Annotated in this window: 36 protein-coding genes, 1 tRNA gene and 1 pseudogene; 20 read left to right on the plus strand and 18 right to left on the minus strand. The window is 48.7% G+C overall.

The window, feature by feature from the left end; genetic code table 11:
* Window positions 1–45: 45 nt before the first annotated feature.
* The 7 genes from AB9H23_RS07085 to hpt all read right to left on the minus strand — a co-directional run bounded on the left by AB9H23_RS07085 (window position 46) and on the right by hpt (window position 4,143).
* Entirely contained in the window at window positions 46–360 is a 315-nt protein-coding gene (locus AB9H23_RS07085; protein ID WP_013296479.1) for a transcription factor S, read from the minus strand.
* Window positions 361–438: 78 nt separating this feature from the next.
* Entirely contained in the window at window positions 439–858 is a 420-nt protein-coding gene (locus tag AB9H23_RS07090) for an NUDIX domain-containing protein (protein WP_370004617.1), read from the minus strand.
* A gap of 9 nt (window positions 859–867) precedes the next feature.
* A complete protein-coding gene (locus AB9H23_RS07095) occupies window positions 868–1,467 on the minus strand; it encodes a DUF99 family protein (protein ID WP_370004618.1) in 600 nt (199 codons plus the stop codon).
* A 9-nt stretch (window positions 1,468–1,476) separates the two neighbouring features.
* Window positions 1,477–1,734 carry a DNA-directed RNA polymerase subunit L gene (locus AB9H23_RS07100; RefSeq protein ID WP_370004619.1) on the minus strand — a complete coding sequence of 86 codons (258 nt, stop codon included), beginning with the start codon at window positions 1,732–1,734 and terminating at the stop codon, window positions 1,477–1,479.
* Between the two features lie 13 nt (window positions 1,735–1,747).
* Window positions 1,748–2,317 carry an exosome complex RNA-binding protein Csl4 gene (locus tag AB9H23_RS07105; protein ID WP_013296483.1) on the minus strand — a complete coding sequence of 190 codons (570 nt, stop codon included), beginning with the start codon at window positions 2,315–2,317 and terminating at the stop codon, window positions 1,748–1,750.
* Between the two features lie 243 nt (window positions 2,318–2,560).
* Window positions 2,561–3,553 (minus strand): diphthamide biosynthesis enzyme Dph2, encoded by a 993-nt coding sequence (gene dph2, locus AB9H23_RS07110; protein WP_370004620.1) that lies wholly within the window; start codon window positions 3,551–3,553, stop codon window positions 2,561–2,563.
* A gap of 8 nt (window positions 3,554–3,561) precedes the next feature.
* Window positions 3,562–4,143: a hypoxanthine/guanine phosphoribosyltransferase gene (gene hpt, locus AB9H23_RS07115; RefSeq protein ID WP_370004621.1), complete on the minus strand. Its 582-nt coding sequence runs from the start codon at window positions 4,141–4,143 to the stop codon at window positions 3,562–3,564.
* Window positions 4,144–4,295: 152 nt separating this feature from the next.
* Here hpt and AB9H23_RS07120 point away from each other — a divergent pair, with 152 nt between their 5' ends.
* The 9 genes and pseudogenes from AB9H23_RS07120 to AB9H23_RS07160 all read left to right on the plus strand — a co-directional run bounded on the left by AB9H23_RS07120 (window position 4,296) and on the right by AB9H23_RS07160 (window position 10,458).
* Window positions 4,296–5,624 carry a signal recognition particle protein Srp54 gene (locus AB9H23_RS07120; RefSeq protein WP_370004622.1) on the plus strand — a complete coding sequence of 443 codons (1,329 nt, stop codon included), beginning with the start codon at window positions 4,296–4,298 and terminating at the stop codon, window positions 5,622–5,624.
* Between the two features lie 26 nt (window positions 5,625–5,650).
* Window positions 5,651–6,859 carry a tRNA pseudouridine(54/55) synthase Pus10 gene (locus tag AB9H23_RS07125; RefSeq protein ID WP_370004623.1) on the plus strand — a complete coding sequence of 403 codons (1,209 nt, stop codon included), beginning with the start codon at window positions 5,651–5,653 and terminating at the stop codon, window positions 6,857–6,859.
* Window positions 6,860–7,047: 188 nt separating this feature from the next.
* Window positions 7,048–7,338 carry a 50S ribosomal protein L21e gene (locus AB9H23_RS07130; RefSeq protein WP_013296488.1) on the plus strand — a complete coding sequence of 97 codons (291 nt, stop codon included), beginning with the start codon at window positions 7,048–7,050 and terminating at the stop codon, window positions 7,336–7,338.
* A 5-nt stretch (window positions 7,339–7,343) separates the two neighbouring features.
* Window positions 7,344–7,685, plus strand: a complete 342-nt coding sequence (locus AB9H23_RS07135) for an RNA polymerase Rpb4 family protein (RefSeq protein WP_300477675.1) — start codon at window positions 7,344–7,346, stop codon at window positions 7,683–7,685.
* A gap of 39 nt (window positions 7,686–7,724) precedes the next feature.
* Window positions 7,725–8,306, plus strand: coding sequence for a DUF655 domain-containing protein (locus tag AB9H23_RS07140; RefSeq protein WP_147671364.1), 582 nt, complete (start codon window positions 7,725–7,727; stop codon window positions 8,304–8,306).
* Between the two features lie 26 nt (window positions 8,307–8,332).
* A complete protein-coding gene (gene rsmA / locus AB9H23_RS07145; protein WP_370004624.1) occupies window positions 8,333–9,154 on the plus strand; it encodes a 16S rRNA (adenine(1518)-N(6)/adenine(1519)-N(6))-dimethyltransferase RsmA in 822 nt (273 codons plus the stop codon).
* A gap of 72 nt (window positions 9,155–9,226) precedes the next feature.
* A complete protein-coding gene (locus AB9H23_RS07150; RefSeq protein ID WP_370005979.1) occupies window positions 9,227–9,664 on the plus strand; it encodes a hypothetical protein in 438 nt (145 codons plus the stop codon).
* Window positions 9,661–9,863: pseudogene (locus tag AB9H23_RS07155) on the plus strand (helix-turn-helix transcriptional regulator). Before AB9H23_RS07150 ends, AB9H23_RS07155 begins: the two are co-directional and overlap by 4 nt.
* 1 nt (window position 9,864) lies before the next feature.
* The gene (locus tag AB9H23_RS07160) at window positions 9,865–10,458 is read left to right on the plus strand and encodes a HemK2/MTQ2 family protein methyltransferase (RefSeq protein ID WP_370004625.1); all 594 of its coding nucleotides are present in this window, start codon (window positions 9,865–9,867) and stop codon (window positions 10,456–10,458) included.
* On the opposite strand, the gene dapF is transcribed toward AB9H23_RS07160, so the two are convergent.
* Entirely contained in the window at window positions 10,455–11,327 is an 873-nt protein-coding gene (gene dapF, locus AB9H23_RS07165) for a diaminopimelate epimerase (protein ID WP_370004626.1), read from the minus strand. The genes AB9H23_RS07160 and dapF overlap by 4 nt on opposite strands.
* 5 nt (window positions 11,328–11,332) lie before the next feature.
* Window positions 11,333–12,619: a diaminopimelate decarboxylase gene (gene lysA, locus AB9H23_RS07170; protein ID WP_370004627.1), complete on the minus strand. Its 1,287-nt coding sequence runs from the start codon at window positions 12,617–12,619 to the stop codon at window positions 11,333–11,335.
* Window positions 12,620–12,703: 84 nt separating this feature from the next.
* Here lysA and AB9H23_RS07175 point away from each other — a divergent pair, with 84 nt between their 5' ends.
* Window positions 12,704–13,111 (plus strand): NUDIX domain-containing protein, encoded by a 408-nt coding sequence (locus AB9H23_RS07175; RefSeq protein ID WP_321211243.1) that lies wholly within the window; start codon window positions 12,704–12,706, stop codon window positions 13,109–13,111.
* 29 nt (window positions 13,112–13,140) lie between these two features.
* Here AB9H23_RS07175 and AB9H23_RS07180 read toward each other — a convergent pair whose 3' ends face one another.
* Window positions 13,141–14,307, minus strand: coding sequence for an acetylornithine transaminase (locus AB9H23_RS07180; RefSeq protein ID WP_321211244.1), 1,167 nt, complete (start codon window positions 14,305–14,307; stop codon window positions 13,141–13,143).
* A 79-nt stretch (window positions 14,308–14,386) separates the two neighbouring features.
* Between AB9H23_RS07180 and AB9H23_RS07185 the strand changes: the two genes are divergently transcribed.
* Window positions 14,387–14,812 (plus strand): peptidylprolyl isomerase, encoded by a 426-nt coding sequence (locus tag AB9H23_RS07185; protein WP_321211245.1) that lies wholly within the window; start codon window positions 14,387–14,389, stop codon window positions 14,810–14,812.
* Window positions 14,813–14,896: 84 nt separating this feature from the next.
* Here the strand turns inward: AB9H23_RS07185 and AB9H23_RS07190 are convergent, their stop codons facing one another.
* Genes AB9H23_RS07190 through hisF form a run of 4 tightly spaced genes read right to left on the minus strand, consistent with a single transcriptional unit; the run spans window position 14,897 to window position 17,713 of the window.
* Window positions 14,897–15,406, minus strand: a complete 510-nt coding sequence (locus tag AB9H23_RS07190) for a GAF domain-containing protein (RefSeq protein WP_321211246.1) — start codon at window positions 15,404–15,406, stop codon at window positions 14,897–14,899.
* The gene (locus AB9H23_RS07195; protein WP_321211247.1) at window positions 15,399–15,902 is read right to left on the minus strand and encodes a hypothetical protein; all 504 of its coding nucleotides are present in this window, start codon (window positions 15,900–15,902) and stop codon (window positions 15,399–15,401) included. Before AB9H23_RS07195 ends, AB9H23_RS07190 begins: the two co-directional genes overlap by 8 nt.
* Before the next feature lie 34 nt (window positions 15,903–15,936).
* Complete coding sequence (locus AB9H23_RS07200) at window positions 15,937–16,866, minus strand: DNA glycosylase (protein ID WP_370004628.1); 930 nt, start codon at window positions 16,864–16,866, stop codon at window positions 15,937–15,939.
* A gap of 7 nt (window positions 16,867–16,873) precedes the next feature.
* Window positions 16,874–17,713, minus strand: a complete 840-nt coding sequence (hisF, locus tag AB9H23_RS07205) for an imidazole glycerol phosphate synthase subunit HisF (protein ID WP_237779488.1) — start codon at window positions 17,711–17,713, stop codon at window positions 16,874–16,876.
* A 133-nt stretch (window positions 17,714–17,846) separates the two neighbouring features.
* Between hisF and AB9H23_RS07210 the strand changes: the two genes are divergently transcribed.
* Window positions 17,847–17,922: transfer RNA gene (locus AB9H23_RS07210), tRNA-Arg, on the plus strand.
* A gap of 53 nt (window positions 17,923–17,975) precedes the next feature.
* Here the strand turns inward: AB9H23_RS07210 and AB9H23_RS07215 are convergent.
* From AB9H23_RS07215 to AB9H23_RS07225, 3 genes are read right to left on the minus strand one after another with little or no spacing between them, the layout of a single operon-like run.
* Entirely contained in the window at window positions 17,976–18,170 is a 195-nt protein-coding gene (locus AB9H23_RS07215; protein WP_321211249.1) for a polysaccharide biosynthesis protein, read from the minus strand.
* A gap of 20 nt (window positions 18,171–18,190) precedes the next feature.
* Entirely contained in the window at window positions 18,191–18,505 is a 315-nt protein-coding gene (locus tag AB9H23_RS07220) for a dTDP-4-dehydrorhamnose 3,5-epimerase family protein (RefSeq protein ID WP_321211250.1), read from the minus strand.
* A complete protein-coding gene (locus AB9H23_RS07225; RefSeq protein ID WP_321211251.1) occupies window positions 18,502–19,134 on the minus strand; it encodes a flavin reductase family protein in 633 nt (210 codons plus the stop codon). The genes AB9H23_RS07220 and AB9H23_RS07225 overlap by 4 nt, the downstream gene beginning before the upstream one ends.
* A 366-nt stretch (window positions 19,135–19,500) precedes the next feature.
* Here AB9H23_RS07225 and AB9H23_RS07230 point away from each other — a divergent pair, with 366 nt between their 5' ends.
* From AB9H23_RS07230 to AB9H23_RS07260, 7 genes are all read left to right on the plus strand, one after another.
* Window positions 19,501–19,893, plus strand: coding sequence for a hypothetical protein (locus AB9H23_RS07230; protein ID WP_321211252.1), 393 nt, complete (start codon window positions 19,501–19,503; stop codon window positions 19,891–19,893).
* A 248-nt stretch (window positions 19,894–20,141) separates the two neighbouring features.
* Window positions 20,142–20,297, plus strand: coding sequence for a hypothetical protein (locus AB9H23_RS07235; RefSeq protein WP_321211253.1), 156 nt, complete (start codon window positions 20,142–20,144; stop codon window positions 20,295–20,297).
* Between the two features lie 35 nt (window positions 20,298–20,332).
* Window positions 20,333–20,527, plus strand: coding sequence for a cysteine peptidase family C39 domain-containing protein (locus tag AB9H23_RS07240; RefSeq protein WP_321211254.1), 195 nt, complete (start codon window positions 20,333–20,335; stop codon window positions 20,525–20,527).
* A complete protein-coding gene (locus AB9H23_RS07245) occupies window positions 20,508–21,002 on the plus strand; it encodes a cysteine peptidase family C39 domain-containing protein (RefSeq protein ID WP_370004629.1) in 495 nt (164 codons plus the stop codon). Before AB9H23_RS07240 ends, AB9H23_RS07245 begins: the two co-directional genes overlap by 20 nt.
* A gap of 38 nt (window positions 21,003–21,040) precedes the next feature.
* Window positions 21,041–21,472 carry a hypothetical protein gene (locus AB9H23_RS07250; protein ID WP_321211256.1) on the plus strand — a complete coding sequence of 144 codons (432 nt, stop codon included), beginning with the start codon at window positions 21,041–21,043 and terminating at the stop codon, window positions 21,470–21,472.
* Between the two features lie 263 nt (window positions 21,473–21,735).
* The gene (locus AB9H23_RS07255; RefSeq protein WP_370004630.1) at window positions 21,736–22,083 is read left to right on the plus strand and encodes a hypothetical protein; all 348 of its coding nucleotides are present in this window, start codon (window positions 21,736–21,738) and stop codon (window positions 22,081–22,083) included.
* Between the two features lie 195 nt (window positions 22,084–22,278).
* Window positions 22,279–22,599, plus strand: a complete 321-nt coding sequence (locus AB9H23_RS07260) for a hypothetical protein (protein WP_370004631.1) — start codon at window positions 22,279–22,281, stop codon at window positions 22,597–22,599.
* A gap of 108 nt (window positions 22,600–22,707) precedes the next feature.
* On the opposite strand, the gene AB9H23_RS07265 is transcribed toward AB9H23_RS07260, so the two are convergent.
* Window positions 22,708–23,223, minus strand: a complete 516-nt coding sequence (locus tag AB9H23_RS07265; RefSeq protein WP_370004632.1) for an FmdE family protein — start codon at window positions 23,221–23,223, stop codon at window positions 22,708–22,710.
* Window positions 23,224–23,387: 164 nt separating this feature from the next.
* On the opposite strand from AB9H23_RS07265, the gene AB9H23_RS07270 reads away from it, so the two are divergent.
* A complete protein-coding gene (locus tag AB9H23_RS07270; protein WP_370004633.1) occupies window positions 23,388–26,189 on the plus strand; it encodes an FmdE family protein in 2,802 nt (933 codons plus the stop codon).
* Window positions 26,190–26,193 lie beyond the last annotated feature (4 nt).

The raw sequence follows: 26,193 nt of genomic DNA on the forward strand, positions 1-26,193 counted from the left end.
TCCTCAATCCATCTTCAGGAATTCTGGAGCCGAGCACTTCATGCCTCAATCGTATTCCCTCCAGGTGTACTTGCAGCGGGTGCACCTGAAGAACCTTGTTTCAGATTCATCAGCCCTTCTTGTCTGCTGCAGCCACCAGAAGGCCTCCATGTTACCGCATTTTGGGCATTCCACCCTTGTTGTTGGTAGTGTGCTCACATCATCTCCTGTGAATATGACGTTGTCCTTTGATTCAACTTCCTCTGAAAAGTTGTATTTGTCCTTGAGTTTATCTGTGATATCCTTTTCATAGCCACACTGACAGCTGAATTTTCCCTTCGCAGGAAACATTACAGCTCCGCACTTGGGACAGAACTCCATTTTCTTCCTCCTGATAAGAGAAACTAAATTTTTTGATTTTTAAAATTTTTCTGCAATGACACTTATAATTTTTTTGATTTAATTTACTCTATTCTGGTTTCTAATGGATTTTATGAAGTCATCAAGTATCCGTGAATGGTCAAATGCAAGGTTATCATAGGGTATATCATCAATATGGAACACCCTGGCTTCGGCAGCATCGGATCCTCCAACGGGTCTTCCTGAAGCAGCTGCAATGAAGCATATGCTCACGGTGTGCCCCCTGGGATCCCTTGAGGGGTCCGAGTATACGCCAAGAAGTCCCTCCAGTTCCACCTCAAGTCCGGTCTCCTCGAAGGCCTCCCTCCTTGCAGCTTCTTCCACTGTTTCCCCGTATTCAACGAATCCTCCTGGAATGGCCCATGAGCCCTCATATGGGGGTTTTCCCCTTCTTACAAGTACCAGGGTGTCCTCTGATAACCTTATTATCACATCCACTGTGAGTAGTGGTGCCCTCATATCAATACCTCATGCGCTGCCCCTTGACTCGCCCAGTTTAACCCCTGATGCGATGAGATGTGCCGCCCGGAGGGGCTCGGGAATGGAACTTCTGGTCGTTGAGAGCCTCACAATCTCAGCTGCATCCTCCGGGTCTATACCGGCAGTCTGTATGTAGACCGCCTCGGTGGATTCTACCCGGTGGATCTCCCCTGCGTCCTCTATCATCTGCCACCTCTTCTTCCAGTCAGGGAATCTGTGCTTCAGGGCTCTCCTTATCCTCTCAAGGTCGGGGTATTTGCGTACAACCACTATGACGGGGAGTCCGGTTCTTGAGGATATCCCATTTATATCCGCCACGTTGAAGCCGCCGAAGGTGAGGCCGTCCAGCATTATAACCCTCAGCTGGTTGAGGTGCCTTGAGCCATTCACCATTTCAACTATCTTTTCAGTGGCATCATCCCCATCCACCCTTATCTTCGTTGTGAGGACCCCGTCAAGCCAGTGCCCTCCCCTGAAGACTGTGCCCACGAGAAGCACGTCCTCGTCACTTCTGGGTGTGAATGGGGCGTCATCTATCCCGAGAATCCTTATCTCGGATTTTATCTGCCTGAAATTACGGTTCTCCATAAAAAATAGTTAGGCTGACTCTATGAGTGACCTGAACTCATCGCATCTCTCAATGAGAGTCCCGGCAGCCTTAATGAGTGACTTTTTGGGGCTCCTTGCCCTTATGTAAAGCTGTGGTTCCCCCACTATTGGGTGGTCGATGGAGTAGGACGCTGCCTTAACGGTTTCATCCTCCATCAGTATGCTCCTCAGTACATTGCAGAGGGTGTGTGTTTCGCCCTCGAATACTATCTCCATTTCATATCTCTTGTTAAGAATGACTTCCATTTTTCATTACCCCTTAACCTTCATAATTAGCTGATAATTTCCTTTTTTCCCTGTTTTCACAGTTGGGACACCTAACCTCGTCCCTGCCGTTCATCTCCATGAAGTGCCTGCACCTTGTGCACATGGCCTTTATGACACCCAGGTCACGGGATGATGTCTGGAGGTCTATACCATCAAGGCCCATAACCTTTGTAACCCTTGCCTCCACTATATCCCCTATCCTGAAGGCCTCTGTAAGTTTCGAGAGGTAGCCCTTCTTTGCCTGTGAAACATGGACGCCCCCAACAAAGTAGGTTGCAAGGGCCCTCCTGTTACCCTTGATGCTGTGTATCCTCACAAGGGCCCTCTGGCCCCTCACATCTATTACCTCTCCAATAACCCTTGAGCCTGTCCTGAGGACGGGTGGTGTGCTGAACTTTGAGATTACCTTTATGCTCTTATTCCTATCATCCCTTGCAACCTCTCCAACAACAAGGGACTTTATTTCTCCATCGTCGTCGTAGGTCCCCTCTGAGGGGAGCACCTCTTCACTTACAGCTAAAAAGTCTCCGGGAAAAACTATGTCCCCAGATTTAACTTTCATCCATTCACCTCTTGAAGGTAAAAACAATACCTCATAGTTACAGTGGGTTATGATTACTTTCTGATTATATATATGCTTTTTGTATGATAAGTTGAGGATCGATCGTTACTCACAGCGTATGGCTGTAAGATGTTAACATGGTTTCTGCAGGATTATCCGTCTGCTTCTCAGTGAACCACCGATCCCAGGTAAGATCGTTAACATGGTTTCTGCAGGATCCAGTTAAACCATCAGTGAAGATATTCAGGAGAATATTATCTCATCGAGGACGTAATCCTCCCATTCCCTTTCACCAAGGGCGATATCAAGTTCCGATGGGTTAAGGAGTGGCCTATCATAGATCTGCGAATCGTCAATGGCAATCCTTGGGCAAGCTGTAACCACGAACGCCTCGATCTCCCTGAATGGCAGCAGTGCCTCCGGTGATACGTTTTCAAGCAGGAAGATGAATGCATCCCTTCCAGCAGACTCCAGCTTCCTTTTTATCTCAAGGGCCAGTTTGAATCTCCTCTGCCCCTCCTTTGATGAGACTATTATCCCCCACCTACTGGCGGAGGAGGCCCTGTTTATCCTTGCGAATCTGATCCTGAGGACCCTATCTGCGAATTCATCCAGTCTCCTTACTTCACCATGGTAGGGGTCAGCCACCACAACATCCATTCCTGTTAAAAGTTTTATGCCCAGTGGATGGAAGTTTCCGCTTCCGATGAAGAGGTATGCATCTGCATCGGTATTTCTGATGGCTGAAAAGTTACACCCGAGTACCTGGCCCTCGGCGGTGTTTACCCCTGGGCCCTTAACAACCTCAAAGCCCCTCTCCTCAAGGAAAGACGCTGCCTCATCAAGGAGGTGGAGGTGCTGTGCGGTTGTTGCAAGGCCCACCCTTTCGTGACCATCCAGGAGACGGGAGGCATCCTCAAGGACCCCCCTTACATCAACCCCTGAACGGGCCTCGATGAATATGACGGGCACCTCATAGTCAATGGGAAACGGTGTGTGCCCGTAGTGGATTATGAGATCAGCCATGCCCTTCATCTTCCTGTCTGAAACATCACATGCTCCGAAGCATGGATCTGCAGATATAACAGTTGTCGCATCAGTTTCTGATTCTATAATCTCTGCAAGTTCAACAGCCCTTGTTTTAAGTCCCTCAGGAAATTGAAGTCCAACAACATCTGCTTTGATGCGTTTTATTTCCCTGATAACCCTTTCTGTTTCAAGATCATAGAGTGACATTTAATCATTCAGCCCCCATGAGGGATGTCCTCAACGGTGACCCGCCCGTCAACAACATCCACCTTCACAAGGCTCCTTACAGTGAACCCTGTCCTCTCCTTCACCACCCTTGAGCCCTCACCCTTATCTATGACGGTTACAACGTCCACAACCTCCACTTCCATCTCCCTGAGGGCCTCGAGGACAGCCAGCAGTGTTCCGCCGGTACTCACGACGTCATCTATTACCATTACACGGTCGTCCCCATCAACACCGTTTATGTAAAGTTCTCCCTCACTGTAACCTGTCATCTGGTGGACCGCAACCTCCCCAGGGAGGCCGTACATCCTTTTTCTCACGACAACAAAGGGTATGCGGGTTTTGAGTGAGAGCACCGTGGCATGGTGTATGCCCATGGCCTCAATGCACACTATCTTATCCACACTGGCCGGATCTGGGTTGAATCTTCTCACTATTTCATCTGCAATTTCCTCAAGGAGTTCAGGCTCTGTGAGTGGTATCCCATCAGTTACAGGGTTAACAAAGTAGTCGTACTCCCCCTTCTTTATTACAGGGGAATTTCTGAGGCTTTCCTTTAGTTTATCAAGCATTTTTCAATCACCCGTTATGGTCTGTGAACAGTGATCATGACCTGACTGTTTCAGCGTATCAAAAGCGTCACAGGATACGCTTTATAAAGGATCTTAATATATAAGTTGGCCCCAACAATAGTTAATGATTACTGATCACTGCAGGTGAAATTATGCTTGGAAATCTGGGCAGGAGTCTCAGTAAAACTATGAAAAAACTGGCGGGGATGACCATAGTTGATGAGGAGGTCGTGAAGGAAGTCATTAAGGATATACAGAGGGCCCTGATCCAGTCTGATGTTAACATAAAACTTGTATTCAACCTTTCAAAATCAATAGAGGAGCGTGCTCTTAACGAGGAGCCTCCAAAGGGGATAACACCCAAGGAGCACATCATAAGCATAGTCTACGAGGAGATGGTTAAGCTCCTTGGTGAAAGGTCCCATGAATTAAAGATAGAGGAGAAACCCTACAGGATACTCTTTCTGGGGCTTCAGGGAAGTGGTAAAACAACAACCATCGGTAAACTTGCAAGGTACCTTCGTAAGAAGGGTTTCACCGTGGGTGTGGTCTGTACAGACACCTGGAGACCCGCGGCCTTTGAACAGCTGAAACAGTACACAGAGGGCCAGGATATCAGTGTCTACGGGGACCCTGAAAACAAAGACGCCCTTGACATTGCAGAGAAGGGGCTTGAAAGGTTTCAGAAAAAGGATGTTATCATATTCGACACCGCAGGAAGGCACAAGGAGGAGAAGGACCTCCTCAGGGAGATGGAGGAACTCTCGGCAGTCATTAAACCCCATGAGGCCATACTCGTAATCGATGGGACAATTGGCCAGCAGGCAAGGGAACAGGCCCTTGCATTCAGGGAGGCCACAGATATCGGGTCAATAATCGTTACAAAGCTTGATGGGTCAGCCAAGGGTGGAGGTGCACTTTCAGCGGTTGCAGAGATTGGTGCCCCCATCAGGTTCATAGGTACCGGGGAGCGGATAGATGACCTGGAGGTATTCGACCCTGAAAGGTTCATATCAAGGCTTCTTGGAATGGGGGACCTCAAGAGCCTCCTTGAAAAGGTTGAGGAGGTCTCAGATGAGGAACTTGCTGAGGAATCCCTCGACGCCATACTATCCGGGAAGTTCACACTGAAGGATATGAGGGTCCAGTTTGAGATGATGGGCAAGATGGGGCCCCTGCAGCAGGTCATGAATATGCTCCCGGGTGTCGGGAAACTCCCCAAGGACGCCACAAAGATGACCGAGGAGACCATAAGGAAGTACCTTATCATAATGGACTCCATGACAGAGGAGGAACTGGAAAAACCCGACATAATCAAGCAATCCAGGATCCGAAGAATATCAAGGGGGTCAGGTACCCGGAACGAGGACGTCAAGGAACTTTTAAAGTACTACAGGGTCACCAGGAAGGCCATGAAGGGCCTTGGCAGAAGGAAGATGGGTGGCCCAATGGGTCAGCTGATGAGGCAGTTCATGAGGTAGATCTGATTTAAACCAGGAGAATTAAAATGGACGTTCAGGAAAGACTTGATGCCATCTTGGATATCACAGACTCTAAAATATGTCCCCACTGCCTTGGAAGACGCTTTTCTGACGTCATGGAGGGTCCTGGAAACCGCCTGAGGGGTGAAAGGCTTGTTGAAGAATTTTCACTCCATCTGGAAGGCCCCTGCCTGGTATGTGGCGATGTGTTTGAGAGGCTCGATGAGGCTGCCCTGAGGGTCAGGGAGAAGGTGGATGACCCCAACCTGGAGTACTCATCGGTACTTGTGGGTACAAGGCTCCCTGATGATGTGCTCAGAATTGATGAAGAGATAAACAGACGCCTTGGAATCCAGGTGGAGGGTATCAAAAGGGAGGTGAACCGTGAACTTGGCAAGAGGGTCACCTCCATCCTCCGATGCCCTGCGGACTTTGAATCACCTGACCTTGTAATAACTGTTGATCTGAGGGGGCAGATAAGGGTCCAGGTTCAGATAAACCCCATCTTCATTGAGGGACGATACCGTAAACTTATCCGCGGTATACCCCAGACAAAATGGCCCTGCAGGAGCTGCCGTGGGAGGGGGTGCAGCAGATGCGATTATACCGGTAAAATGTACCCCACATCCGTGGAGGAACTCATATCAGAACCTGTCCTCGAGGCGACAGGGGGAAGTGACAGTAAGTTCCATGGCTCCGGCAGGGAGGATGTGGATGTGCGGATGCTTGGAACCGGAAGACCCTTTGTGCTGGAGATAAAGGAGCCGGCAATCCGCACACCAGATCTGGGGGCACTGGAGGATGAGATAAACAGAAGAGCCAGGGGCATGGTTGAGGTGGCTGATCTGAGGTTCTCCTCAAGGAACCGGAAGGTGGAACTCAAGGAGTCATCAAGGAAAAAGTACAAGGTCTACCGTGCCATTGTTGAACTCGAAGGTGCCGTGTCTGATGAGGACCTGGTAAAACTTGAGAAACTTGACCTGATAAGGCAGCGGACCCCGTTGAGGGTTTCACACAGAAGGGCTGACAGGATCAGGGAACGCAGGGTCCTTGACATATCCTGGAAACGCCTTGACGATCACCTGGAACTCATAATAAAGGCTGAGGGTGGACTGTACATAAAGGAACTGATCTCAGGGGACTCGGGCCGTACAGAACCCAGTGTGAGCAGTATCCTGGGTGTCCCTGCAAGGTGCGCCAGCCTTGATGTCCTTGAGGTAGGGGAGGCCACATGAAGATTCATCTGACCCGGAAGACAAGCCTGATGATGGTCTCCCCTTCAACTTGAGAGATCCCCTGACCTGAGGAAAAATATATATCTATGGAAATGTTAAATACAGAACTTATAAGTTTAGATGTCTGATTCTTGTAAGGTTTTAATGACTGTTACAAGCCATCACAGGCTTTTTATGGAGGTTAAAAAATGAGAAGATCAAGAGGTTTCAGAAGTAAAACAAGACACAAGCTTCAGAAGGTTAAAAGACCTGGAAGATCAAACCCGATAACAAGGAAGATCCAGAGCTTCAGTGAGGGTGACCTTGTACACATAATAATAGATCCAAGCATCCACCGGGGCCAGCCCCACCCCCGCTTCCATGGTAAAACAGGCCGTGTTGCCGGTATGATGGGCAGATCATATGTGGTGTCCATAAGGGATGGTAACAAGGAGAAACAGCTTGTGGTGAGGCCAGAGCACCTTCAGATGCAAGAGTGATTCCCATGATAGGGAAAAAGGTTCTGGAAAGTGAACCTGTTTCAATGGCAGAGGTTAAGGAGATACTCGAAAAATTCGGGGAAGAACATGAGCTCACCTACGAGCAGAACCTTGTCCTTGACCATGTAACCCGCTTTTCAAGGCTTGACCCCGAAACCAGCAGGAGTCTCATTGAGGAACTGATGGGTATCCCCAACATAAAGAGGAGGCATGCTGTCAAGATCGCAGATATCATGCCTGTGGACCTATCTGACCTCCGTTTAATCTTTGCCAAGGAAAGGGTCCCCATAAAGGCAGAGGACCTGCCAGGCATACTCGAGGTAATAGATAAATACCGGGTCGAATAAAAATAATATCTGACCTGAAAAATTAGAGTATGTGATTTCATGGAAGAGTACGCTATCATACTGGATTACCTTCCACTTGGCTACGTGAGTGAAGGTTTCGGTACATTCAAGAAGAGGCCTGTTGCCCAGGCTCTGGGAAAGGATGAGTTCACCCTCCTTGAGTTAACACCCAGGCCAGATGTTGACCTTGAGATTCATGAGGAGGTCTACATAGGTAAGGGTAAAAGGGATAAGATAGCCAGGATCAACAGGAGACTCCGGCACAATGAACTCACGGCCACAGCCAGGGTTGAACTGCCCTACGTCATTGAGGAAATAATAAAGTCCAACGAGGACAGGTTCGTGCGTTTCTTCAATGAGGCGGGCCCCATAAGCACCAGGCTTCACCAGCTTGAACTTCTTCCAGGAATCGGTAAAAAGCATATGTGGGATATCCTGAAGGCCCGTGAGGAAAAGCCCTTTGAGAGTTTTGAGGACATAAAGAACAGGGTCCCGATGCTATCAGACCCTGTTAAACTCATCGTCAGGAGGGTCCTCATGGAACTGGATGTTGAGGGCGCCAAGCGGGGAAAAAGGAAGTACACAATATTCACAAGACCTCCCCAGAAGAAGAGGGACTGATTTTAACCCAATAACCAATTTATTTTATGACGGGACTCTACAGAGAGACAAGGGACGTTCTGAGGAAGTACGGTGTCAGGCTCAGAAGGAGTCTGGGGCAGAATTACCTTGTTGATGACGGCAAGAGGCAGCGCATACTGGGATATGCCAATCTGGGACCCGATGATCATGTCCTGGAGATAGGGGCCGGCATAGGTACACTGACACTCCCCATGGCAGAACTTGCAGGTCATGTCACCGCAATCGAGAGTGACCCCTTCATCGCAGGGATCCTTGCCGATAGAATAAAAGGGGACAATGTGGATATCATTGTTGGCGACGCCCTTAAGGTTGATTTTCCCGCATTCAACAAGGTGGTATCCAACCTACCCTACCAGATATCGTCCCCTGTAACCTTCAGGCTTCTGAGGCATGAATTCGAGTTAGGGGTCCTCATGTACCAGAAGGAGTTTGCTGCAAGGATGGTTGCAGAGCCGGGTACACGGGATTACTCAAGGCTCTCTGTAATGCTGCACTTCCTTGCAGAGGTCCAGATAGTTGATCACCTCAAACCGGGCTGTTTTTTCCCGAGGCCCCGTGTTGACTCTGCAGTCGTGACCGTAAGGCCCACGGGGTTCAGTCTCCCTGCCCCTTTTGAGGATGTGTGCCGTGCCCTCTTTCAGCACAGAAAGAAAAAAACCTCCAAGTCACTCAGGGAGTCGTTCCACGAGATAAAGGCCGATCTGGACTTCAATGATGTCCTGGATGTTCTTCCATCTGAGATACTTGAGAAGAGGGTCTTTCAGCTGAAGCCAGAGGAGATACTTGAAATAGCAGAACGCATGGAGGAACTCTCAGCGTCCTCATGAGCACCAGGGACCCCTCTGAAGTGCAGTCCACTATAGAAAAATATAAATATTATGTAAACTATTTTTTACATGGTGGTTGTTTTGATAATAGCAAGACCCGAATGGTTTGGCAGAAGAAAGTATGGTGGCTGGGGAGTTTCAGTTAAAACCTGGCAGGGCGCTGCATACCTGGCATCTGTGCTTCTAATCCTTGTAGCGGTCCAGCTCCTGCCCCTCAGCACCATGGCAAGAATATATGTGACGGCCGCATGGCTGGTATTCCTCTTCCTTGACATGTTTGATGTTATGTGGAAGGTCAGGAGGGATGAAAGGGAATACATCCACGAGGCAGTAGCCGAGAGAAACGCGGCCTGGGCCATGATGCCGGTCCTTGTTGTGGGAATATTCATCCAGCTCATCTCAAGTTCCCTTAAGGGTGACCCCTACGTGGATCCGGTCCCGGTGATTGCACTGGTTGCAGGGGTTATCGCCAAATCAGTGACAAACTATCGCCTGGAGAGGGAAAATTGAAAACCCTGATAAGGGAATACAGAAATAAACTTGGATTGACCCAGGAGGAACTGGCAGAGATGGTGGGGGTTACAAGGCAGACCATAATAGCCCTTGAGAGGGGGCGCTACAACCCCTCCCTCATCCTCGCCCACAGGATCACAAGGGCCCTCGGGGGGAGCACATCGAGGATATATTCCTCCTTGATGAGGATGGTTGAAATGATAAGGTACGGTGATCTGAAAATAGAAACATGCAGGGACGTATATGAGCCTGCAGAGGACACCTTCCTTCTTGCAGATAACCTTGAGGTTGGAGAGGGCGAAATGGTCCTTGAAATAGGCACCGGTACTGGGCTGGTTGCCATAAAGGCCTCAGAGAAGGCTGATGTGACTGCAACAGATATAAACCCCGCTGCAGTTGAATGTGCCAGGAAAAACGCTGCCCTGAATGGCTCTAGGTTAAGGTTACTCCAGGGTGACCTCTTTGATCCTGTGAGGGGTGAGAAATTCGATGTTATACTCTTCAACACCCCCTACCTCCCTGTGGGGGAGGAGGATATCACAGAGGGCCCCATAGACCTTGCCTGGAATGGGGGGCCCGACGGGAGGAGGGTTATAGACCGCTTCCTGGATGATGTGGCCGAACACCTCAAGCCCGGTGGAAGAATCCAGATCGTTCAATCCTCACTCTCAGACACCGAGAGGACGCTTGAAAGGCTCAGGAATCTGGGTTTTGATGCTGAGGTTACTGCAAGTGAGAGGTACTTCTTTGAGGAGATAGTCCTCATAAGGGCTGTTATGAGTGGGGGCTAGGGATCCCTCACCAGTATCCCATCGAAGACAAGTACAGAATCGCCCTCCATGTAGGCCCCCAGCTCTGTACCCTCCTGATAGACGTCTATTTTAAGTTCACCTCCAGGTAGATGCACCAGGACGCTGTCATCCAGTTTTTCAAGTTTAACCCCTGCAATCACACTGGCTGTGGCCCCTGTTCCACAGGCCATGGTTGGACCGGCGCCCCTCTCCCATGTCACCATGATGATCTCAGATGGGTCAACCACCTCAACAAAGTGCACGTTTATCCTCTCAGGAAAGAGGGGGTGGTTTTCTATTGCGGGGCCAAGCCGCTCCAGGTCCACCGATTCGGCATCATCCACGAATATCACCGCATGGGGGTTCCCGACGCTCAGGGCTGTGAGTTTGATATCCTCACCCTCAACCGGGAGGAAACGGTCTATGAACTCGCATTCCCCCACATCCATGGGTATCTGGTCTGTCTTGAATGTTGCTGTGCCCATATCAACCCTTGAGGAGACCACTGAACCATCATCCCCAATCTCAAGCTCCACGGTTTTGATGCCTGCAAGGGTTTCAACATCAAGTTTTCTCTTTCTCACAATGGCATTGTCGTATACAAACTTTGAGAAGCACCTTATCCCGTTACCGCACATCTCTGCCTCGCTTCCATCGGCGTTGAATATCCTGAACCTTATATCCCCATCACCAGCTGCTGGCTGGACAAATATGGCGCCATCAGCCCCAACAGAGAATCCCCTGGTGCAGACTTCCCTGACGAATTCAGGTTTTTTATCCTCTGGTATGCATTCCTGTGTGCTCTCATCTATAACCACATAGTCATTTCCAAGTCCATGCATCTTGGAGAACATTACCATCCTCGTCATTCTATCTACCTCTTAAGGAGCCTTGCAGGTACAATCTGCCCTGCCAGTAGATCAGCGAATGTTTCCCTCCTCCTTACAACCTCGGCGTCACCATCCCTTACAAGCACCTCGGCTGGTCGTGGGCGGGAGTTGTACTGGGAGGCCATTGAGAAGGAGTAGGCACCTGCATTCATGATGGCAAGGATGTCACCCTCATTGACCTCAGGCATGGGCCTGTCCCTTGCAAATAGGTCCCCTGATTCACACACATTCCCTGCTATGTCTATCTTTCCTGAGGGCCCAGCAAGGGGCCTGTCTGCAACCAGGATGTGGTGGTAGGAGCCATACATGGCAGGCCTCAGCAGTGTGTTGAAGCCTGCGTCAACCCCTGCGAATTTCCTGTAGCTCTCCTTTACTGTGTTAACGCGTGTTAGGAGATATGATGCATCCCCAACTATGTACCTTCCAGGCTCAAGGCACATCACAGGCTTTCCAAGGCCATAATCAGATAGTTTATCCTTGAAGAGGCCCGTTATCCTTGATGCGAATTCATCGATGTCCAGTGGCTCCTCATCTGGAGTGTAGGGTATGCCCAGGCCTCCACCGAAGTCTATGAATTCAAATTCGACCCCTGTCTCCCCATGAACCCTTCCTGCGATATCCATCAGGGACTCAACTGCCAGCATGAAGGGCTCCGGGTCAAGTATCCCTGACCCTATATGGGCATGTATACCCACCGGCTTAAGGCCAAGGTCAAGTGCGAGACTGTAAACCTCGGGGGCCTCGCTTTCCATGATACCGAACTTGCTCATCTCCCCGCCGGTGATGCAGTGCTCATGGTGGCCTGCACCCACAAGGGGGTTGACCCTGAATGATACCTCAAGTCCCTCAGGGGCCATCTCCGCCAGCCTCAGAAGCTGTGACCTTGAATCAATATTGATCCTCACACCCGCTTCAAGTGCAAACTGCAGCTCATCATCCCTCACATTGTTGCCGGTGTAGAGGATCCTTTCAGGGTCAAAGCCCGCCATGAGGGCGGTGTAGATCTCCCCTGGAGACACGGCATCGATTCCACTGCCCTCCTCCTCCAGTATCCTCATAACCGCGAGGTTGGTGTTGGCCTTGCAGGCGTAGAATACCTGGAAATCTGAATAGTTCCTGGAGAATGCCCTGTGGAGCCTTTTGTAATTGTCCCTTATTCTCATCTCATCGATGACATAGAGTGGGGTGCCGTATTCATCTGCCAGTTCAACTGCATCGGCACCCCCAATCACAAGGTGTCCCTTATCGTTAACCTCAATATCAGAAAACATAATGGATGATCCTCCCAGATTAATTAATGAATCAATCAAATCTTTCATTCAACTGACTAATAAAAGTTCGTGGGATGTGAAAATATGAAACCATTCATACCGGTCGTTAGGGCCCTTATAAGGGGTGATGATGGTGTTCTCATTCTGAAAAGATCCCGTGATTCGGCAACAAACCCCTCAATGTGGGAGCTTCCCGGTGGAAAACCTGATGGTGGTGAAACACTTGATGAGGCACTATCACGGGAAGTCCATGAGGAGACAGGCCTCGAAATCAGGCCCATGCATGTTTTGGGTGCATTTGAGCAGGTTTTCCCGGAGAAGGTATCGGTCAACATTATCTTCTCTACTGAGTTTAGAGGGGGCGTTCCGAAAATCAGCAGCGAACACGAGGACTGGTGCTGGTTCACTGGTGGTGAAATGGACTTTTCACCCTGGCTCCGCGAATTTAAAAATAAAAATCCATGGCTTTTTGAGCACCCCAAAACTCGATGACGCCCCTTAAACCATGAATCTTACTGAAACTAGGAGATGACCTGTCCGAGGACATCGACCGCTGCGTCTATCTCCTCCTTCTTTATGACAAGTGGAGGAACCAGCCTTATCACGTTACCCGCAGTGCAGTTTATAAGCACACCCATCTCCCTTGCCTCGTCAACGACCCTGCTGCAGTCGCCATCAAGTTCTATCCCGATCATGAGGCCCACGCCACGGATGTCCCTCACAGAATCACAGCCCTGCAGAACCCGCCTGAGCCTTGCCATGAAATAGGAACCCATCTTGGCCGCCCTCTCAGGTAGCTTCTCATCCAGCAAAACCTCAATGGTTGCTATGGCAGCTGCACACCCCAGCGGGTTCCCCCCGAATGTTGATCCATGGTCCCCTGGTTTGAATGCCGATGCAACCCTTTCATCTGCAAGCACGGCGCCTATGGGGTATCCTCCACCCATGGCCTTTGCAACCGTGGTGATGTCAGGTCGCACATCAAACAGCTCCGATGCAAACATGGCGCCGGTCCTTCCAAACCCTGTCTGCACCTCATCGAGTATGAGGAGAACATCATTCTGCCTTGCAAGTTCCCCCACGTCCCGCAGGTAGCCCTCAGGGGGGACTATAACCCCGCCCTCACCCTGCACGGGTTCAAGTATTATGGCTGCCGTGTCATCACCTATGGCATCTGCCATTGCCCCCAGGTCACCGTAGGGGACATGTTTGAATCCCTCTGGCAGTGGCCTGAATGGTTCGCTGTACTTCTTCTGTCCCGTGGCGGTTACAGTTGCAAGGGTCCTTCCATGGAAGGAGTTCTCCGTGGCTATTATCTCGGATTTTCCTGTGAACTTTCTCGCAAGTTTTATGGCCCCCTCATTTGCCTCAGCACCGCTGTTTGCAAAGAAAACCCTGTCATGGGGGGATATACCTGTGAGGAGCTTTGCAAGTTCCGCCTGCTCCCTGGTATAGTATATGTTGGATGAGTGGATGAGCCTCTGGGCCTGGTGACAGATTGCAAGTGCAACCTTTGGGTGGGCATGTCCAATGCTGTTAACAGCAACACCAGCAAAGCAGTCAATGTAGGAGTTACCATCAATATCCCATACAGTGGCGCCCTTGCCATGGGAGAGCACAATGGGCTGCCGCGTGTAGGTCTGCATGATAAATTTTTTTTCAAGTTCAATTACTTCCTCTGAATCCATGATATCACCGAAACATGTGGTGGACTTATATTAATCTTGAACCTAAATGGATAATAAATATGTATGTTATGGTGGTTAAATGAAAAGGGCTGTTATTGAAACCTTTAAGGGAGAAATAGAGCTCATCCTCTTCCCTGAGGATGCCCCGAATACAGTTGCCAATTTTGAGAAACTTGCAAACACCGGCTTCTATGATGGACTCACATTCCACCGGGTAATACCTGACTTTGTGATTCAGGGTGGCTGCCCGGTGGGTGATGGTACCGGTGGGCCAGGTTACACCATAAAGTGTGAGATAAATCCCAATAAACACGTGAAGGGGGCCCTTTCAATGGCCCATGCAGGGAGGGACACCGGTGGTAGTCAGTTCTTCATAACACTCTCCCCCCAGCCTCACCTTGATGGGGTTCACACCGTCTTTGGGCGGGTTGTGAAGGGCATGGATGTTGTTGAATCAATAGAGAGGGGCGACCGGATGCTGAAGGTCAGGGTCTACGACGAATGAGAATTCCATTTTCGATTTCATTGATGATTAGGATGAAGACATCTAGGTCAGGGTCTACGACGAATGAGAATTCCCTAGAGGGTTCTATCTGAGGGGTATCTCGCCACGGTAGAACCTTCTAAGGACCCCTGCGTAGGCCTCTGCGATCTTCTCAGCCACCCTGAGGTGACCCTCATTGTAATTTTCAGGGGGATCCGCTGCCACTATCTGCCCTAGGATCCCCTCATCATCCTTCACTGCCAGAGATAGGAACCTTGAAACCTTTATGTGTCCCTCAGGTATCCCATGGGCTGCAGGGTGTCCCGCCGGGTTGTTGGTGAAGAATGACTCCCCTGTATCAAGGGAGTACCCGAGGAGGCCGCCGTACCTCCCGCTTTTTGGGAGCCTGAACCTTGCCTCGCCCATCTCCTCATAGTAACTGCAGTAGTCTGTCAGGTGGGAGAACCTTATACCCACACTGTCCCCATTTTCAGGGTCAACGTAGGCGACATAGCAGTACCTGCTTCCTGTTCTCATTTTTATTTCATCAAAGACAATATCAGAGGCTTCCTTAACAGACGAGACAGATTCAAGTTTTTCCCTCAGATCATTCATCATGGCCCTCCAGTGACCTTATATACCTGTAGAATGGGTGCCCTGGTCGAACCCTGTCCAGGACCCTGCCCCGCACCTCATAAAGGGGGTACCTTCCCCCACCGGTTATGACAGCGGCACCATCCAGTCCCTCAACCCTGAGGATCCTGGAGCCAACCATGACTTCATGGCCCATCCTGAGGCCAGAGGTGCTATCCCTGATGATTATGTATCCCCCCTTATCCCTGATTATCTTAATGGTGGGCTTCTCAGTTTTCTCCCTGATCCTTAAGAGTACACCTTCATGATAAGTCTCGCCGAGGACCTTTACCTGTTCTGTGAGTTCCTCCTCAAGGGCCGATCTGAGACGCATCCATGCCTCAACCTCCCTGCAGCCTATCCTGTCCCTTGTTGACCGCTGGGGGCACTTCCAGCAGTATTTTTCATCCAGGACCCTTCTGAGTTCCCTGAAAGATTTCCCTGCGGCCCTCCTGAATTCATCAATAACATCCTTCATCTTAAAGTTCCCGGGCACAGGTTGCCCTTCATCATTAACCCCTGAGTTTTTCAAGTAGCCCTGACCTCCTTGCGTGGTTGAAGAGGTAGAGCTGGACGTAACCAGCCATTTCACCGTACTCTCGGGCTGCAAATTCAGCAATTTCCCTGGCACTGAAGTTTCTATCAGGGTACATGTGGTTCATTATCCTTCTCACCCAAACATCAACAGGGAAGGCCTCAGTTTTCCTGAACCCATAGAGTAGTATGCAGTCAGCCACCTTCGGTCCGACCCCTGGCAGTTCAAGGAGGACCTCCCTGGCATCCTGGTAGTCCATCCTGTGGATTTTGCTGATATCAAGTTCCTCAGAGAGTATCCTTGAGGTCTCCCTTATGTAGGGGGCCCTGTAGCCCACCCCGCATGATCTGAGGTCAGTGAACCTGAAATCATCGGGTAGTTTATCCTCGCGCCTCTGAAGGTCCTCAAGTGATTCCTCCTCAACTCCTGCAAGGGTGGCAGGAGATGGGAAGGTGTAGAACCGCTCCCCCCTGAATACGTGGCAGTCACCCCATCCCCTTTTGATATCATCCACTGCCCTCGTCCATCTCTTAATGGAGCAGTTGGCGGAGGCTATGGATGAGATTATGCACTCAAATGGATCCTTTGCAAGGAATAGCCTCAGCCCCCTTGATGATTGAATGGTGTCTGAGAGCCCCTTATCCTCAAGAAAAGTGTATAAATCTTCAATTTCAAATTTAAGGTCGAATATATACTCTATCTTCTTCTTTAAAGGTTTTCTGGGGACGTCAGAGTAGGGGTTCACCCTGAGGACTTCATCCTCAACCCTCAGCTCAACAGGGCAGGGCACTCCCTCGATTATTAGGAGCTCCCTGAAGGCGCCATCAACCCTTTTCCATGGTGGCTGGGATGTCTGGCCGCTCTCCTGGGTCAGTTCAAGGTCAAATTCCCTTACAGGTATATCCATGTATAGTTTAACCCCGCTTTTCCTGTAGCCTGACCGGGATACCCCTTGAGTGAAGGTACTCCTTCACAGCGGGGACCGGATACTCGTTGAAGTGGAATATGCTTGCAGCGAGGGCCGCGTCTGCCTTTCCATCTGTGAAGGCCTCGTATATGTGCTGGGGGTTTCCCACTCCCCCTGATGCTATGACAGGTATGTCCAGGTTCTCGCTCATGGTCCTTGTGAGTGGAATGTCATAGCCCTCCTTTGTGCCGTCGCGGTCCATGGATGTGAGGAGTATCTCCCCTGCCCCCCTCTCCTGGCACTCCATTGCCCAGTTTATGGCGTCTATCCCTGTGAACTCCCTTCCCCCATATATGCTGCACTCGTACCAGCAGTAGCCGTCATCAACTTCTATTATGAATCTCTCATCTGATTCCCGGGGGTTTTCAATGTATCTCCTCTTGGCATCTATTGCCACGACACATGCCTGGGACCCCACGAGTTTTGATGCCTCACTGATGAGTTCAGGGTTTTTTATTGCCGCCGTGTTTGTTGAGCACTTATCTGCGCCGGCCTTCAGCATCTTAACGTAGTCCTCTGGTTTCCTTACGCCTCCCCCCACACATATGGGCACGAAGACGTTCTCGGTGGTTGCCTCTATCACATGGGTCATGGTCTCCCTTCTCTCATGGGATGCTGTTATGTCAAGGAAGACTATCTCATCGGCACCATCCTCGTAGTAGCGGGTTGCGAGTTCCACAGGGTCCCCCGCATATCTTATCCTCTTGAATTCAACGCCCTTCACGACTCTGCCATGAGGCACCTGGAGGTCGCAGTCAAGACATGGTATTATCCTCTTTGCAAGCATTTCAATCGCCACTGGCCCATTAAGATTCCTGAAACTTTATGTATATCTAAAGGGTACCCTCTATAAATCTGTGGTGGTGTACGGCTATGAGAAAATATTTAAATGTTTAAGTTTAAATAGAGAAGTGTCTGTAGGGCCCGTAGTCTAGCCTGGAATATGACGTGGGACTTCGGATCCCAAGGTCGGGGGTTCAAATCCCCCCGGGTCCGTATTTCATCTGGTTCTGACGTTATACCTGTTAATTATAAACTCATAAGGTCGTCTATTCCATTTTACAGCCCCATTCATAGGGTATCAAGTCATTATCATTAGGGTCCAGCCGTCTTTCATCAACGTTTTCAGGATCATATAGAAGGGACGGCATGCCTATGACCACAGCAATATCTGTACCAATATTCTTTGTTCCATGAAATATCCCTGGAGGTATGTAAACAGCTCTTGGGTATCTTTCGCCCATAAAGATTTCATTTATTATACCTAGGTGGGTGAATCCCTGCGGTAGTCATAAAGAGCCAGTTTAACCATTCCATGCACACAGATCAGACGATCTTGTTGCCTGGAATGTATGTGCCACCCTTTAACCATCCCCGGATATGAGTAAGATGCTATTATCTGTTTTATATCCGCCGCTTTCATTCCATGATCATCCAGACGCATTAGCTCTATAAGAAACCCTCTTTCATCTGAAAATGTCACGAGGTCCTTTATCACCACCCCTTCAATGGGTCTCTCACCATTAAATCCTGGCATTTTCTGCACGCGGGGTTTATCCATTTCTTCAAATGTCTTCATGGACTTTCCTCCTTATACATCCATGAAAGGGGATCCTTCCCATCGGGGAACATTGCACCATAAGGTTCAAAATATTTAAGATCCGTTACTGTGCAGAAATGCATCCCCCTATCCGATTCTACCATCATCAATGGTCTGGCTGCTTCTGTATCCCATGAACCATCATTCCTGTTGTATATACGATCATCGACCTCCAGATGCACAACCTTACCTACTATCAGTAGATATGGTACCTCCATGTAGGTATCCTCATAAATTCTGTGAAGTTCGCATTCCATCCATGCATAGCATCCCCTGATTCCCGGCACTGTCACCTTTGCTGATGGTTTCTCTTCAAGACCAGCCAGTTCAAATTCATCAATCTCTGGGGGAACATGGGATGCTGTGGGGATTACTTTCTCAACCATGTCTGCACCTGGCAGATTTATAACAAACTCCTCTGTCTCCATTATGTTCACATATGTATCCCTCATCTTAGCTGATGCCACACAGATAAGGTCAAATGGCCTGAGAATGGGCATCAGACATGAATAGGGGGCTATATTTCTTATACCCTCACCACTCACGGTTGATATGAATGCTACCGGAAGTGGTATTAATGATTCCCTCTTAAAATTTTTTAATATCATATAATCACCGTATTCTATATTAATTTAATAAATATATAAGGCTTTCAGTGTTATATAATTCCTAAATAATCGAACAGCCCTGTGGAAAAACCAGCCCCAGAAACCTAAGAAGAAGATCCAGACAACCAGCAACACAGAAAACATCAGAACATCAAGCAAGGAGAAAATGCAGAACATCAAAGGTAAATGCTGGCAGTTTGTGGGTGGTATTTTATGAAGGGTCTTCTGGGCCTATTATACGGTCTATGGTCTGATTCAGTGGTATGGCGATAATATCAACCCGGGGTTTAAGAGGAGGTATGTCCAGGCATACCGGTGGGTTCACAGGTACCATCTCGACAGATAATAGATAAATGGTGGGTTTTAATGAAATCAGAGGAGAGTTATTTTGTAAGTATGGCTGGAATGGTGATTGTTTTCATATCAACACTTCTCATCCTATTCTCAGGGGGCATCCCGGCGAGCGGACTCTTTCAACTCATCTATCAGCGGCTGAACACAGCCCTGTTTTACCTGCTGCTCAATCTGCTCCTGTTAAGTCTCCTGAAGGCATGGTGGGGGGAGAACTGGCCACCATGTCTCCTATCCCTTGCCATCATCAACATCACAGGTATCACCTATTCAACACTCATGGATATCAGTTTAACCAAAGGCACAATAGAGAGCCTATGGTCAGCCATTCTCCCAGCCGGAATAATCAACATCATCCCAGCCCTCAAACACAAAAGAACCCCAAAAAAGAGGGGGATGAAAAAATAAATTAAATAAATCATCAACACCCTGGCCCAATTAACAGTATCCCCAAACCTGTACCAGAAAAAAGGGATATAAAGGGTTCCCGAAGACAAACCAGAAAAAACCAATGACCCCGATGATCACCAGGTGACAAGAAAGCAACCCCCCAGAAGAATCCTTTCCCATCAACGTGAATAATACATTAAAAGTGAACCATAATATATATGAGTTTTTCTTATAGATTTATTATCAATTTATGGTGGTGATAATGGATGAGAAAGTCGTGTCTTTGGGGTTTGCTGATCCTCTTCACACTCGCAGTATCCTTTAACGCTGCCGCGGCCGCAGCAACCCCACCGATCCCATGGAACTATCCACAGCAGATAACCCTAAAGGGAACTTCACGGATCCAGCAGAGTTCACCATAGACGATAACATCACAGCCGACACCACAGGAGTGGTTATGCAGACCAGGAACTACACCTGCGGCCCGGCAGCACTCGCCACACTACTCCAGAACCTCGGAATAAACACAACCGAAGACGAACTCGCAGACCTCGCCGAAACCACAGAAGACGGAACAACAATGCAGGGACTCATCAAAGCAGCAAAAGGCCAAAGGCGTGAACCTCATTGGAGTGAAACTCAACATCACTGAACTCCGCGGGAACATGATCGCCTATACAGTGAGCGACGGCAAGGGACACTACACCCTCATCAGGGAAGTCACCAGCAACACCGTTAAACTCGCAGACCCCACACAGGGAAACATAGAAATACCACTGGAAGAATTCCAAAAAATCTACACATGCTACACTCTCACAACCACCAACCAAACAGAAACAACTGAAAACACAACAGAAACAGAAAATCAGACAAACCCAGAAAACCAAACAGAAACAGAGCCCCATATAAACACAGGAAAAATCCTAAGCACCGAGGAAATGCAGAGGATTAAAGGGCGGTTATGGTGGCTTCCAGTGACTTTATATGGGCTGGGTAATCCAATCATCACAATCAGAGATAAATATGTTCCTCAAAGATACTGGAAATATTGTGCTTATCATCCGCCAAACAAGAAGGTGAAAGCATACGTGGGGCGTGATCACTGCATACATTATGTAGAATACTAACCACCAAACCAATTATTTTTTAAAAGAGGGGAAAAACTATGAAATATAAAAGGTTTATATTAACGTTACTGGCGGTTTTTGCCATAACTGCGGCTATAGTTCTATCAGGGTGGCTGCAGGGGGATGAGCTGGCCCCATTCTTCTATGTTGTCTCAGGGGACCCTGTTGATTCAGCAGCCTATATTCTCATTTTAGATGTCATTGCTATACTGTTCATGACTGGTTTGAAGGGGGTTATCATAGACACGGGTGGATGCTATGACCATGACTTTACCGGGACACTGCTGATCAGCGCCCTGTTCACACTGGGATTCAACCTCATAGGTTTAACAAACGCCATCCTCACAGAAACACCCATCAACAAAAATGTTGTGGGCACCACATGCGTCGCGCTTACAGTAACCGCCATCGCATATATCGCCTTTACAGTGTTAACCATAATCAAACCAGTAACTGATTCAAAAGATTGAGAAAAAAGCATCATTAAAATACAGCAAGCAAAAAAACTGAAAGTATCGGTTGAAGAAGAAGGGTAAATGGCATGGTGAGGAGTTTAACTGGTGGAAGGTTTATTACTGGGTTGCTGTTGCCGGGACAGTGTATGGGGGTCCTTGGGGCAAAGCGGGTGCCCTTTATCTCATCTTTGAACCTTCAGAAGGGCGTTATTATCGTACACATTGTGGGTGGTGGTACTAAAGTACCGCCATTCCTCCTTATTCAGGAGGTTTTATAAATGTTTGATGAAAGAAGGTTTTTAGGCCTATTCACGGTTTTGATGGTAATTTCATTCCTTTATGTGTTGGATGTCCATGGAGCCTCAGAATTCATGGTTTTTCTCTTGATGCTTACCATGCTCTCCCTCTATGGTTATAGAACTTCAAACCAGCACAAAGGGCAGCTTAAAATTTTTGTTGAGACGGTCCTAACAGCACTCCTCCTCTACATCATACTGGTACTTCAACCAGCGCTAAACACCTTAAACTGGTATGTTGCCATCATATTACTGACAACACTCCTCCTGATCAACACACCTCAACTGAAAACCCTCCTAAGAACCAGCAGTAAAAACAAAGAAACATAGAGTACCTTTTTGGGATGCTAAGCCCTAACTTATATCAATTGTTGAGGTAGAAGGGTGGCTTCATTGTGGAGATATTTGGGTAGATTTCGATGGGTTCCAGGATTACAGTGAAAGCTAAATGGTCTGGTACCATCACGAGGGGGTATAGATATGCATCATAATGGGCTCCCTACCCATTGATAGGTGGTGATTTAGGTGCGACGTGCATATGTACTCATGGCTGGGGTTATATTGCTCCTTTTTCCCTGGATGCTGAGCAGAAATTCAGGTTTCCTTCTGGGCCTGGCATTGGCCATCTTCACGGGACTCGTTATCGCACGCTTCAGTAAGCCTGCGGAAGAAAAGACCAACATGATAATATCAGCAGTATCCTGTTACACAATCCTGGTCATGCTGCAGGCTCTTAGAGGTTTTCCATTAAATTCGTGGACATTGCTGTTCACAGCAGGGTCATTTTTCCTCTCACTGATCCTCATGCAAACAGGAAGCATTCTAAACAGCGCCCTCCCCCAGTAAACATTCCGGGAAGCCAATGCTGAGACCAGGTAATCCATTTAACGTTTTTTTTATATCTGGATGATCATCTGGTGAACTGAATATAACCTAATGATAAAAAATAAAATTTTAACCCCTGAAACATGGGATGCAGACTATTTCACCATTCTTTATTCTTGCCCTGTGCTCTGAAACCGGTTCTCCACATTCAGCGCATCTCACCGATCCATAGATCCTCGCCTTCTCTGGAATCTCCTCCACCACATCGGTGACATCAAAGAGTTCATGGGGGTCCATTTCAAGTATCCTGTCTGTCATTTCAGCCCTGTCAGCAACTCCCATTTCATCCATGAGTTCATCAATGGTCTTTTTAAGGGATATCCTTATTCCCTCCCCTGTTTTTCTGTTCAGGAACGTGTAGACATGTTTTCCATGGTCCCTGAATATCAGGTTCCCCTTACCGAATGTGCACCCTGTCATGAACTGGATGGAGTCTATGCTGCAGCTGTCGTTCTCAACAACCGCCACTATCTCCTCATCCTCTGATCTTCCAAATCTCTCTGCCACGATCTTTCCAACCATGTATCCAAGGGCTGTTCCTGCACAGGAATGACCATGAAATTTGACTATGTCACTATAATCCATGTTATCACCCATTCTATCTCTGGAGACCGCACTAAATATAAACGTTTGTGCTGGATCCAGAGAATATTATTACTCATACTTATATTAATTTAAAAAAAGTAATAATATTAATTTTTATAGTAGTAAAATTATATTCTTAGTGAAAAATGGATGGAGGTGAAAAAATGCGTGAGCTATTTCTGGTCTCAGTGCTCTTACTGATGGTCCTAATGACAGGATCAGTGGCGGCTGCAGACAACACAACCTGTGAGGTTGGCGTACTTGTCAGTTACCAGTACAGCGATGACACAGCCAGAATAAACCCAACATTTGAGATCACAGACTCGGGGGTTGGTTTGAATTACACGAGAACCTACGACCCATCAAGCGGCTACACAAAGCTGATATTCCAGCACACAAATATAAGCTCAGCAAATCTTACACTCACGGTGAGGGCCCCTGGATACATAACCGCAGAGAGAAGACTCAACCTCACATTAAACCCGAGGGATCCCAGAGACACAAGGTACTACGCCAGCCTGAACCTTCTGCTCAATGCAACAGAAGCATACCGTCTTGGCAGAGATGTGACCGAGAGGGCCAACAGAATCCTGAACTTCACATCAGGAAGTGAAGTCCTGGTTATAACAACCGCAGGTCTTGTTAAATACAGAAATAAGACGACCGAAGACGTGATAGAGGGCATACTCAACAGGGCAGGGGGCGTTATCAGTTATGGAAAGGCAAACATACTCACCCTCAGGAGAACAGCAGTGGATCCACTCTGCACGGCCTTCATAATAAAAAAGGGCAAAGACCTTCTTATGGCTTTTTACAGGAACAGCACCCTTGTTTATCTTGGAACCGTCTCCCAGAACATGACCATCACCCAGTGGAATAACCTGACCTCAAGGCTGGGGGAAGACGCCTTCCCATTCGCAAGCCTTGCCAATGCATGGGCTGTTGGAGCCCCCGCTGACCTTCTCAAGCAGGCAGCTTTCCACGGTCACATGTGTATTGGAACAATCAGCGGCTATGCCATGAGCAAAACGCTATACATGTACTACCCGCCACTTCAGGACTGGTCAACAGGTTCCCCGATAGAAATCACCAACTATGTAACAATAGGTGTTCCAGGCGGATCAGATGACGACGCACTCATACTTGCACTCGACAATACACCTGGAAAGAGGTCATACCTTGGCTTTGATACATCAGGTACTGGTGCAGATGCGAGTATGGTTGGCTTCATAAGATGGAACTCAAGGACAAATACGGGCACCCTTGTTGTCATGAAGTTTGACCAGCAGGCACTCATCGACCTCTACAAAAGGGAAACAGGTGCAACAGCAGTATCAGAACTCAAATTCAATGCCTGGCTTGTTAAAAAGGTTACACAGAACCCCACATCACTTGTAACCATAGTTAAAGAGCTCGATAATCTCACAGCCGATCAGTACTACTACCTTGCGGGAAGGGAGGTCAACTATAACCAGGTGAACGAAACCCACGGCCTTGACATGGAATACATAAACAGACTCAATCTTCCAAATGCAACCAGGGCAACCCCCGCCACATCAGCTGGTGGTGTGAGTTACACTGAGCTCAGGGAGATCGGAAAAATGGCTGCAGAGATGGCAAAGAACATATTCATGGCTGAGAGGGGTGTGAACCTTGAAAGGGACAGTCTCAACATTGCCGTCCTCACATCGGCAGGTTACGTCTACCTCAACGGTACGCCAACAGATGCATGTTATGACGGAATCTTTGAGGTCCTTGGTTCAAGACTCAGCAGGAAAAATCTGCTACCGATCCACAGCCCATTCTACAAGCCCCTGTGGTTCACATTCGTCCTTAAGGGAGCCGATGGAAGAACACTGGACTCAGTATACATAACCTACAACCCCACGACAGGTGCCCTCACTGCAGGGGCCACGCCGGATGGTATACGGGTCAACGACATAGGTCCTGCAGCCCTTAATGACGCCGCAAGAGACACCGCAAATTCAAGGATATTTGGAAGTTCATATTTCAGCATAGAGAGCATAGCAAACGCATGGAAGTACGACATCCCCTACGACCAGCTCGTGACGTTCCTATTCCACAACCATGTCTGCCCCGGTGTTCAGCCAGGTTTCTTCATAACAGAGTATGCCTTTGAGAACTATCCGCTGGAAGCTGGCCAGCAGTACCAGTGGTTCGGGACAAGCATATACTGCAAGGACGACGCCCTCCTCTATCTCATGGGTGTTAGCCCTGGTACGGGCACATACTTTGCGAAGAGGGTTCTCCAGGATGAACTTGAATCACCCATGATCCCCGGTGGAAGTGAAGAGGGAATACTCATACTATGGGACCCCGTGAAGAAGGTTGGTAAGGCGGTGATGATAAGCTTCAGATGGCCACAGTTTGACCTCAGTGACTGCACCACAAGGAATGCCATGTTCGAGAAATGGGCCGCCGCCTTCATAATGCTCTACAGCGGCCAGACACCAGCTTACATGACATCTCCCATGGTGCTCACAAAGGAGGTTGAGAAGTGGATAACAGAGGACGAACTGAGGGTGATACAGAGTGGTGCAAATGGTAACCCGCTCGCCTACCTGCGTTCAATACCTGCAAGAACTCTGGATGACCTCATACCTGTGAACAATGGCGGATCACAGAGTGGGAACCAGGGAGGTGTTCCTGGTGGCTCCACAGGCGGCTCAACTGGTGGCGTGTCCTCAGGTTCTCATGGTGTTACAGGTGTCCATGCCGGTTACTCACCGGGTGTTGACCTCAGTACTTCACCTGCTGGTGAGAGTGCTGCATCTGAAGCCTCAGAGGAGTCCTCCGTTGAAGGTAAGAAGGCATATGAGGTTAAGAATGCGACATCATCTTCCAGTGACGGAGAATCATCATGGTATGTTTATGGTATCGTGGGCGTCCTTGTGGCTGCTGGTCTCGTGGCCTTCGGGTTCCTAAGGGGTGGAGCCGGAAAATAAAAAA

The organism is Methanothermobacter sp. KEPCO 2 (assembly GCF_041228365.1).
Lineage (GTDB): Archaea > Methanobacteriota > Methanobacteria > Methanobacteriales > Methanothermobacteraceae > Methanothermobacter > Methanothermobacter marburgensis.

Bases quoted from the DNA above. Each gene is read 5' to 3' on its own strand.
- AB9H23_RS07240 (WP_321211254.1), top strand. From the start codon at position 20,333: ATGCAGACCAGGAACTACACCTGCGGCCCGGCAGCACTCGCCACACTA.
- lysA (WP_370004627.1), bottom strand. From the start codon at position 12,619: ATGTTTTCTGATATTGAGGTTAACGATAAGGGACACCTTGTGATTGGG.
- hpt (WP_370004621.1), bottom strand. From the start codon at position 4,143: ATGCTTGATAAACTAAAGGAAAGCCTCAGAAATTCCCCTGTAATAAAG.
- dapF (WP_370004626.1), bottom strand. From the start codon at position 11,327: ATGACGAGGATGGTAATGTTCTCCAAGATGCATGGACTTGGAAATGAC.
- AB9H23_RS07195 (WP_321211247.1), bottom strand. From the start codon at position 15,902: ATGAAGGATGTTATTGATGAATTCAGGAGGGCCGCAGGGAAATCTTTC.
- AB9H23_RS07220 (WP_321211250.1), bottom strand. From the start codon at position 18,505: ATGAAGACATTTGAAGAAATGGATAAACCCCGCGTGCAGAAAATGCCA.
- AB9H23_RS07250 (WP_321211256.1), top strand. From the start codon at position 21,041: ATGAAATATAAAAGGTTTATATTAACGTTACTGGCGGTTTTTGCCATA.
- AB9H23_RS07215 (WP_321211249.1), bottom strand. From the start codon at position 18,170: ATGGGCGAAAGATACCCAAGAGCTGTTTACATACCTCCAGGGATATTT.
- AB9H23_RS07100 (WP_370004619.1), bottom strand. From the start codon at position 1,734: ATGGAAGTCATTCTTAACAAGAGATATGAAATGGAGATAGTATTCGAG.
- rsmA (WP_370004624.1), top strand. From the start codon at position 8,333: ATGACGGGACTCTACAGAGAGACAAGGGACGTTCTGAGGAAGTACGGT.
- AB9H23_RS07130 (WP_013296488.1), top strand. From the start codon at position 7,048: ATGAGAAGATCAAGAGGTTTCAGAAGTAAAACAAGACACAAGCTTCAG.
- AB9H23_RS07180 (WP_321211244.1), bottom strand. From the start codon at position 14,307: ATGGATTCAGAGGAAGTAATTGAACTTGAAAAAAAATTTATCATGCAG.
- AB9H23_RS07085 (WP_013296479.1), bottom strand. From the start codon at position 360: ATGGAGTTCTGTCCCAAGTGCGGAGCTGTAATGTTTCCTGCGAAGGGA.
- AB9H23_RS07160 (WP_370004625.1), top strand. From the start codon at position 9,865: ATGATAAGGTACGGTGATCTGAAAATAGAAACATGCAGGGACGTATAT.
- AB9H23_RS07265 (WP_370004632.1), bottom strand. From the start codon at position 23,223: ATGGATTATAGTGACATAGTCAAATTTCATGGTCATTCCTGTGCAGGA.
- AB9H23_RS07270 (WP_370004633.1), top strand. From the start codon at position 23,388: ATGCGTGAGCTATTTCTGGTCTCAGTGCTCTTACTGATGGTCCTAATG.
- dph2 (WP_370004620.1), bottom strand. From the start codon at position 3,553: ATGTCACTCTATGATCTTGAAACAGAAAGGGTTATCAGGGAAATAAAA.
- AB9H23_RS07235 (WP_321211253.1), top strand. From the start codon at position 20,142: ATGAGAAAGTCGTGTCTTTGGGGTTTGCTGATCCTCTTCACACTCGCA.
- AB9H23_RS07105 (WP_013296483.1), bottom strand. From the start codon at position 2,317: ATGAAAGTTAAATCTGGGGACATAGTTTTTCCCGGAGACTTTTTAGCT.
- AB9H23_RS07135 (WP_300477675.1), top strand. From the start codon at position 7,344: ATGATAGGGAAAAAGGTTCTGGAAAGTGAACCTGTTTCAATGGCAGAG.
- AB9H23_RS07200 (WP_370004628.1), bottom strand. From the start codon at position 16,866: ATGGATATACCTGTAAGGGAATTTGACCTTGAACTGACCCAGGAGAGC.
- AB9H23_RS07120 (WP_370004622.1), top strand. From the start codon at position 4,296: ATGCTTGGAAATCTGGGCAGGAGTCTCAGTAAAACTATGAAAAAACTG.
- AB9H23_RS07225 (WP_321211251.1), bottom strand. From the start codon at position 19,134: ATGATATTAAAAAATTTTAAGAGGGAATCATTAATACCACTTCCGGTA.
- AB9H23_RS07175 (WP_321211243.1), top strand. From the start codon at position 12,704: ATGAAACCATTCATACCGGTCGTTAGGGCCCTTATAAGGGGTGATGAT.
- AB9H23_RS07230 (WP_321211252.1), top strand. From the start codon at position 19,501: ATGAAATCAGAGGAGAGTTATTTTGTAAGTATGGCTGGAATGGTGATT.
- hisF (WP_237779488.1), bottom strand. From the start codon at position 17,713: ATGCTTGCAAAGAGGATAATACCATGTCTTGACTGCGACCTCCAGGTG.
- AB9H23_RS07090 (WP_370004617.1), bottom strand. From the start codon at position 858: ATGAGGGCACCACTACTCACAGTGGATGTGATAATAAGGTTATCAGAG.
- AB9H23_RS07185 (WP_321211245.1), top strand. From the start codon at position 14,387: ATGAAAAGGGCTGTTATTGAAACCTTTAAGGGAGAAATAGAGCTCATC.
- AB9H23_RS07125 (WP_370004623.1), top strand. From the start codon at position 5,651: ATGGACGTTCAGGAAAGACTTGATGCCATCTTGGATATCACAGACTCT.
- AB9H23_RS07190 (WP_321211246.1), bottom strand. From the start codon at position 15,406: ATGAATGATCTGAGGGAAAAACTTGAATCTGTCTCGTCTGTTAAGGAA.
- AB9H23_RS07255 (WP_370004630.1), top strand. From the start codon at position 21,736: ATGTTTGATGAAAGAAGGTTTTTAGGCCTATTCACGGTTTTGATGGTA.
- AB9H23_RS07140 (WP_147671364.1), top strand. From the start codon at position 7,725: ATGGAAGAGTACGCTATCATACTGGATTACCTTCCACTTGGCTACGTG.
- AB9H23_RS07095 (WP_370004618.1), bottom strand. From the start codon at position 1,467: ATGGAGAACCGTAATTTCAGGCAGATAAAATCCGAGATAAGGATTCTC.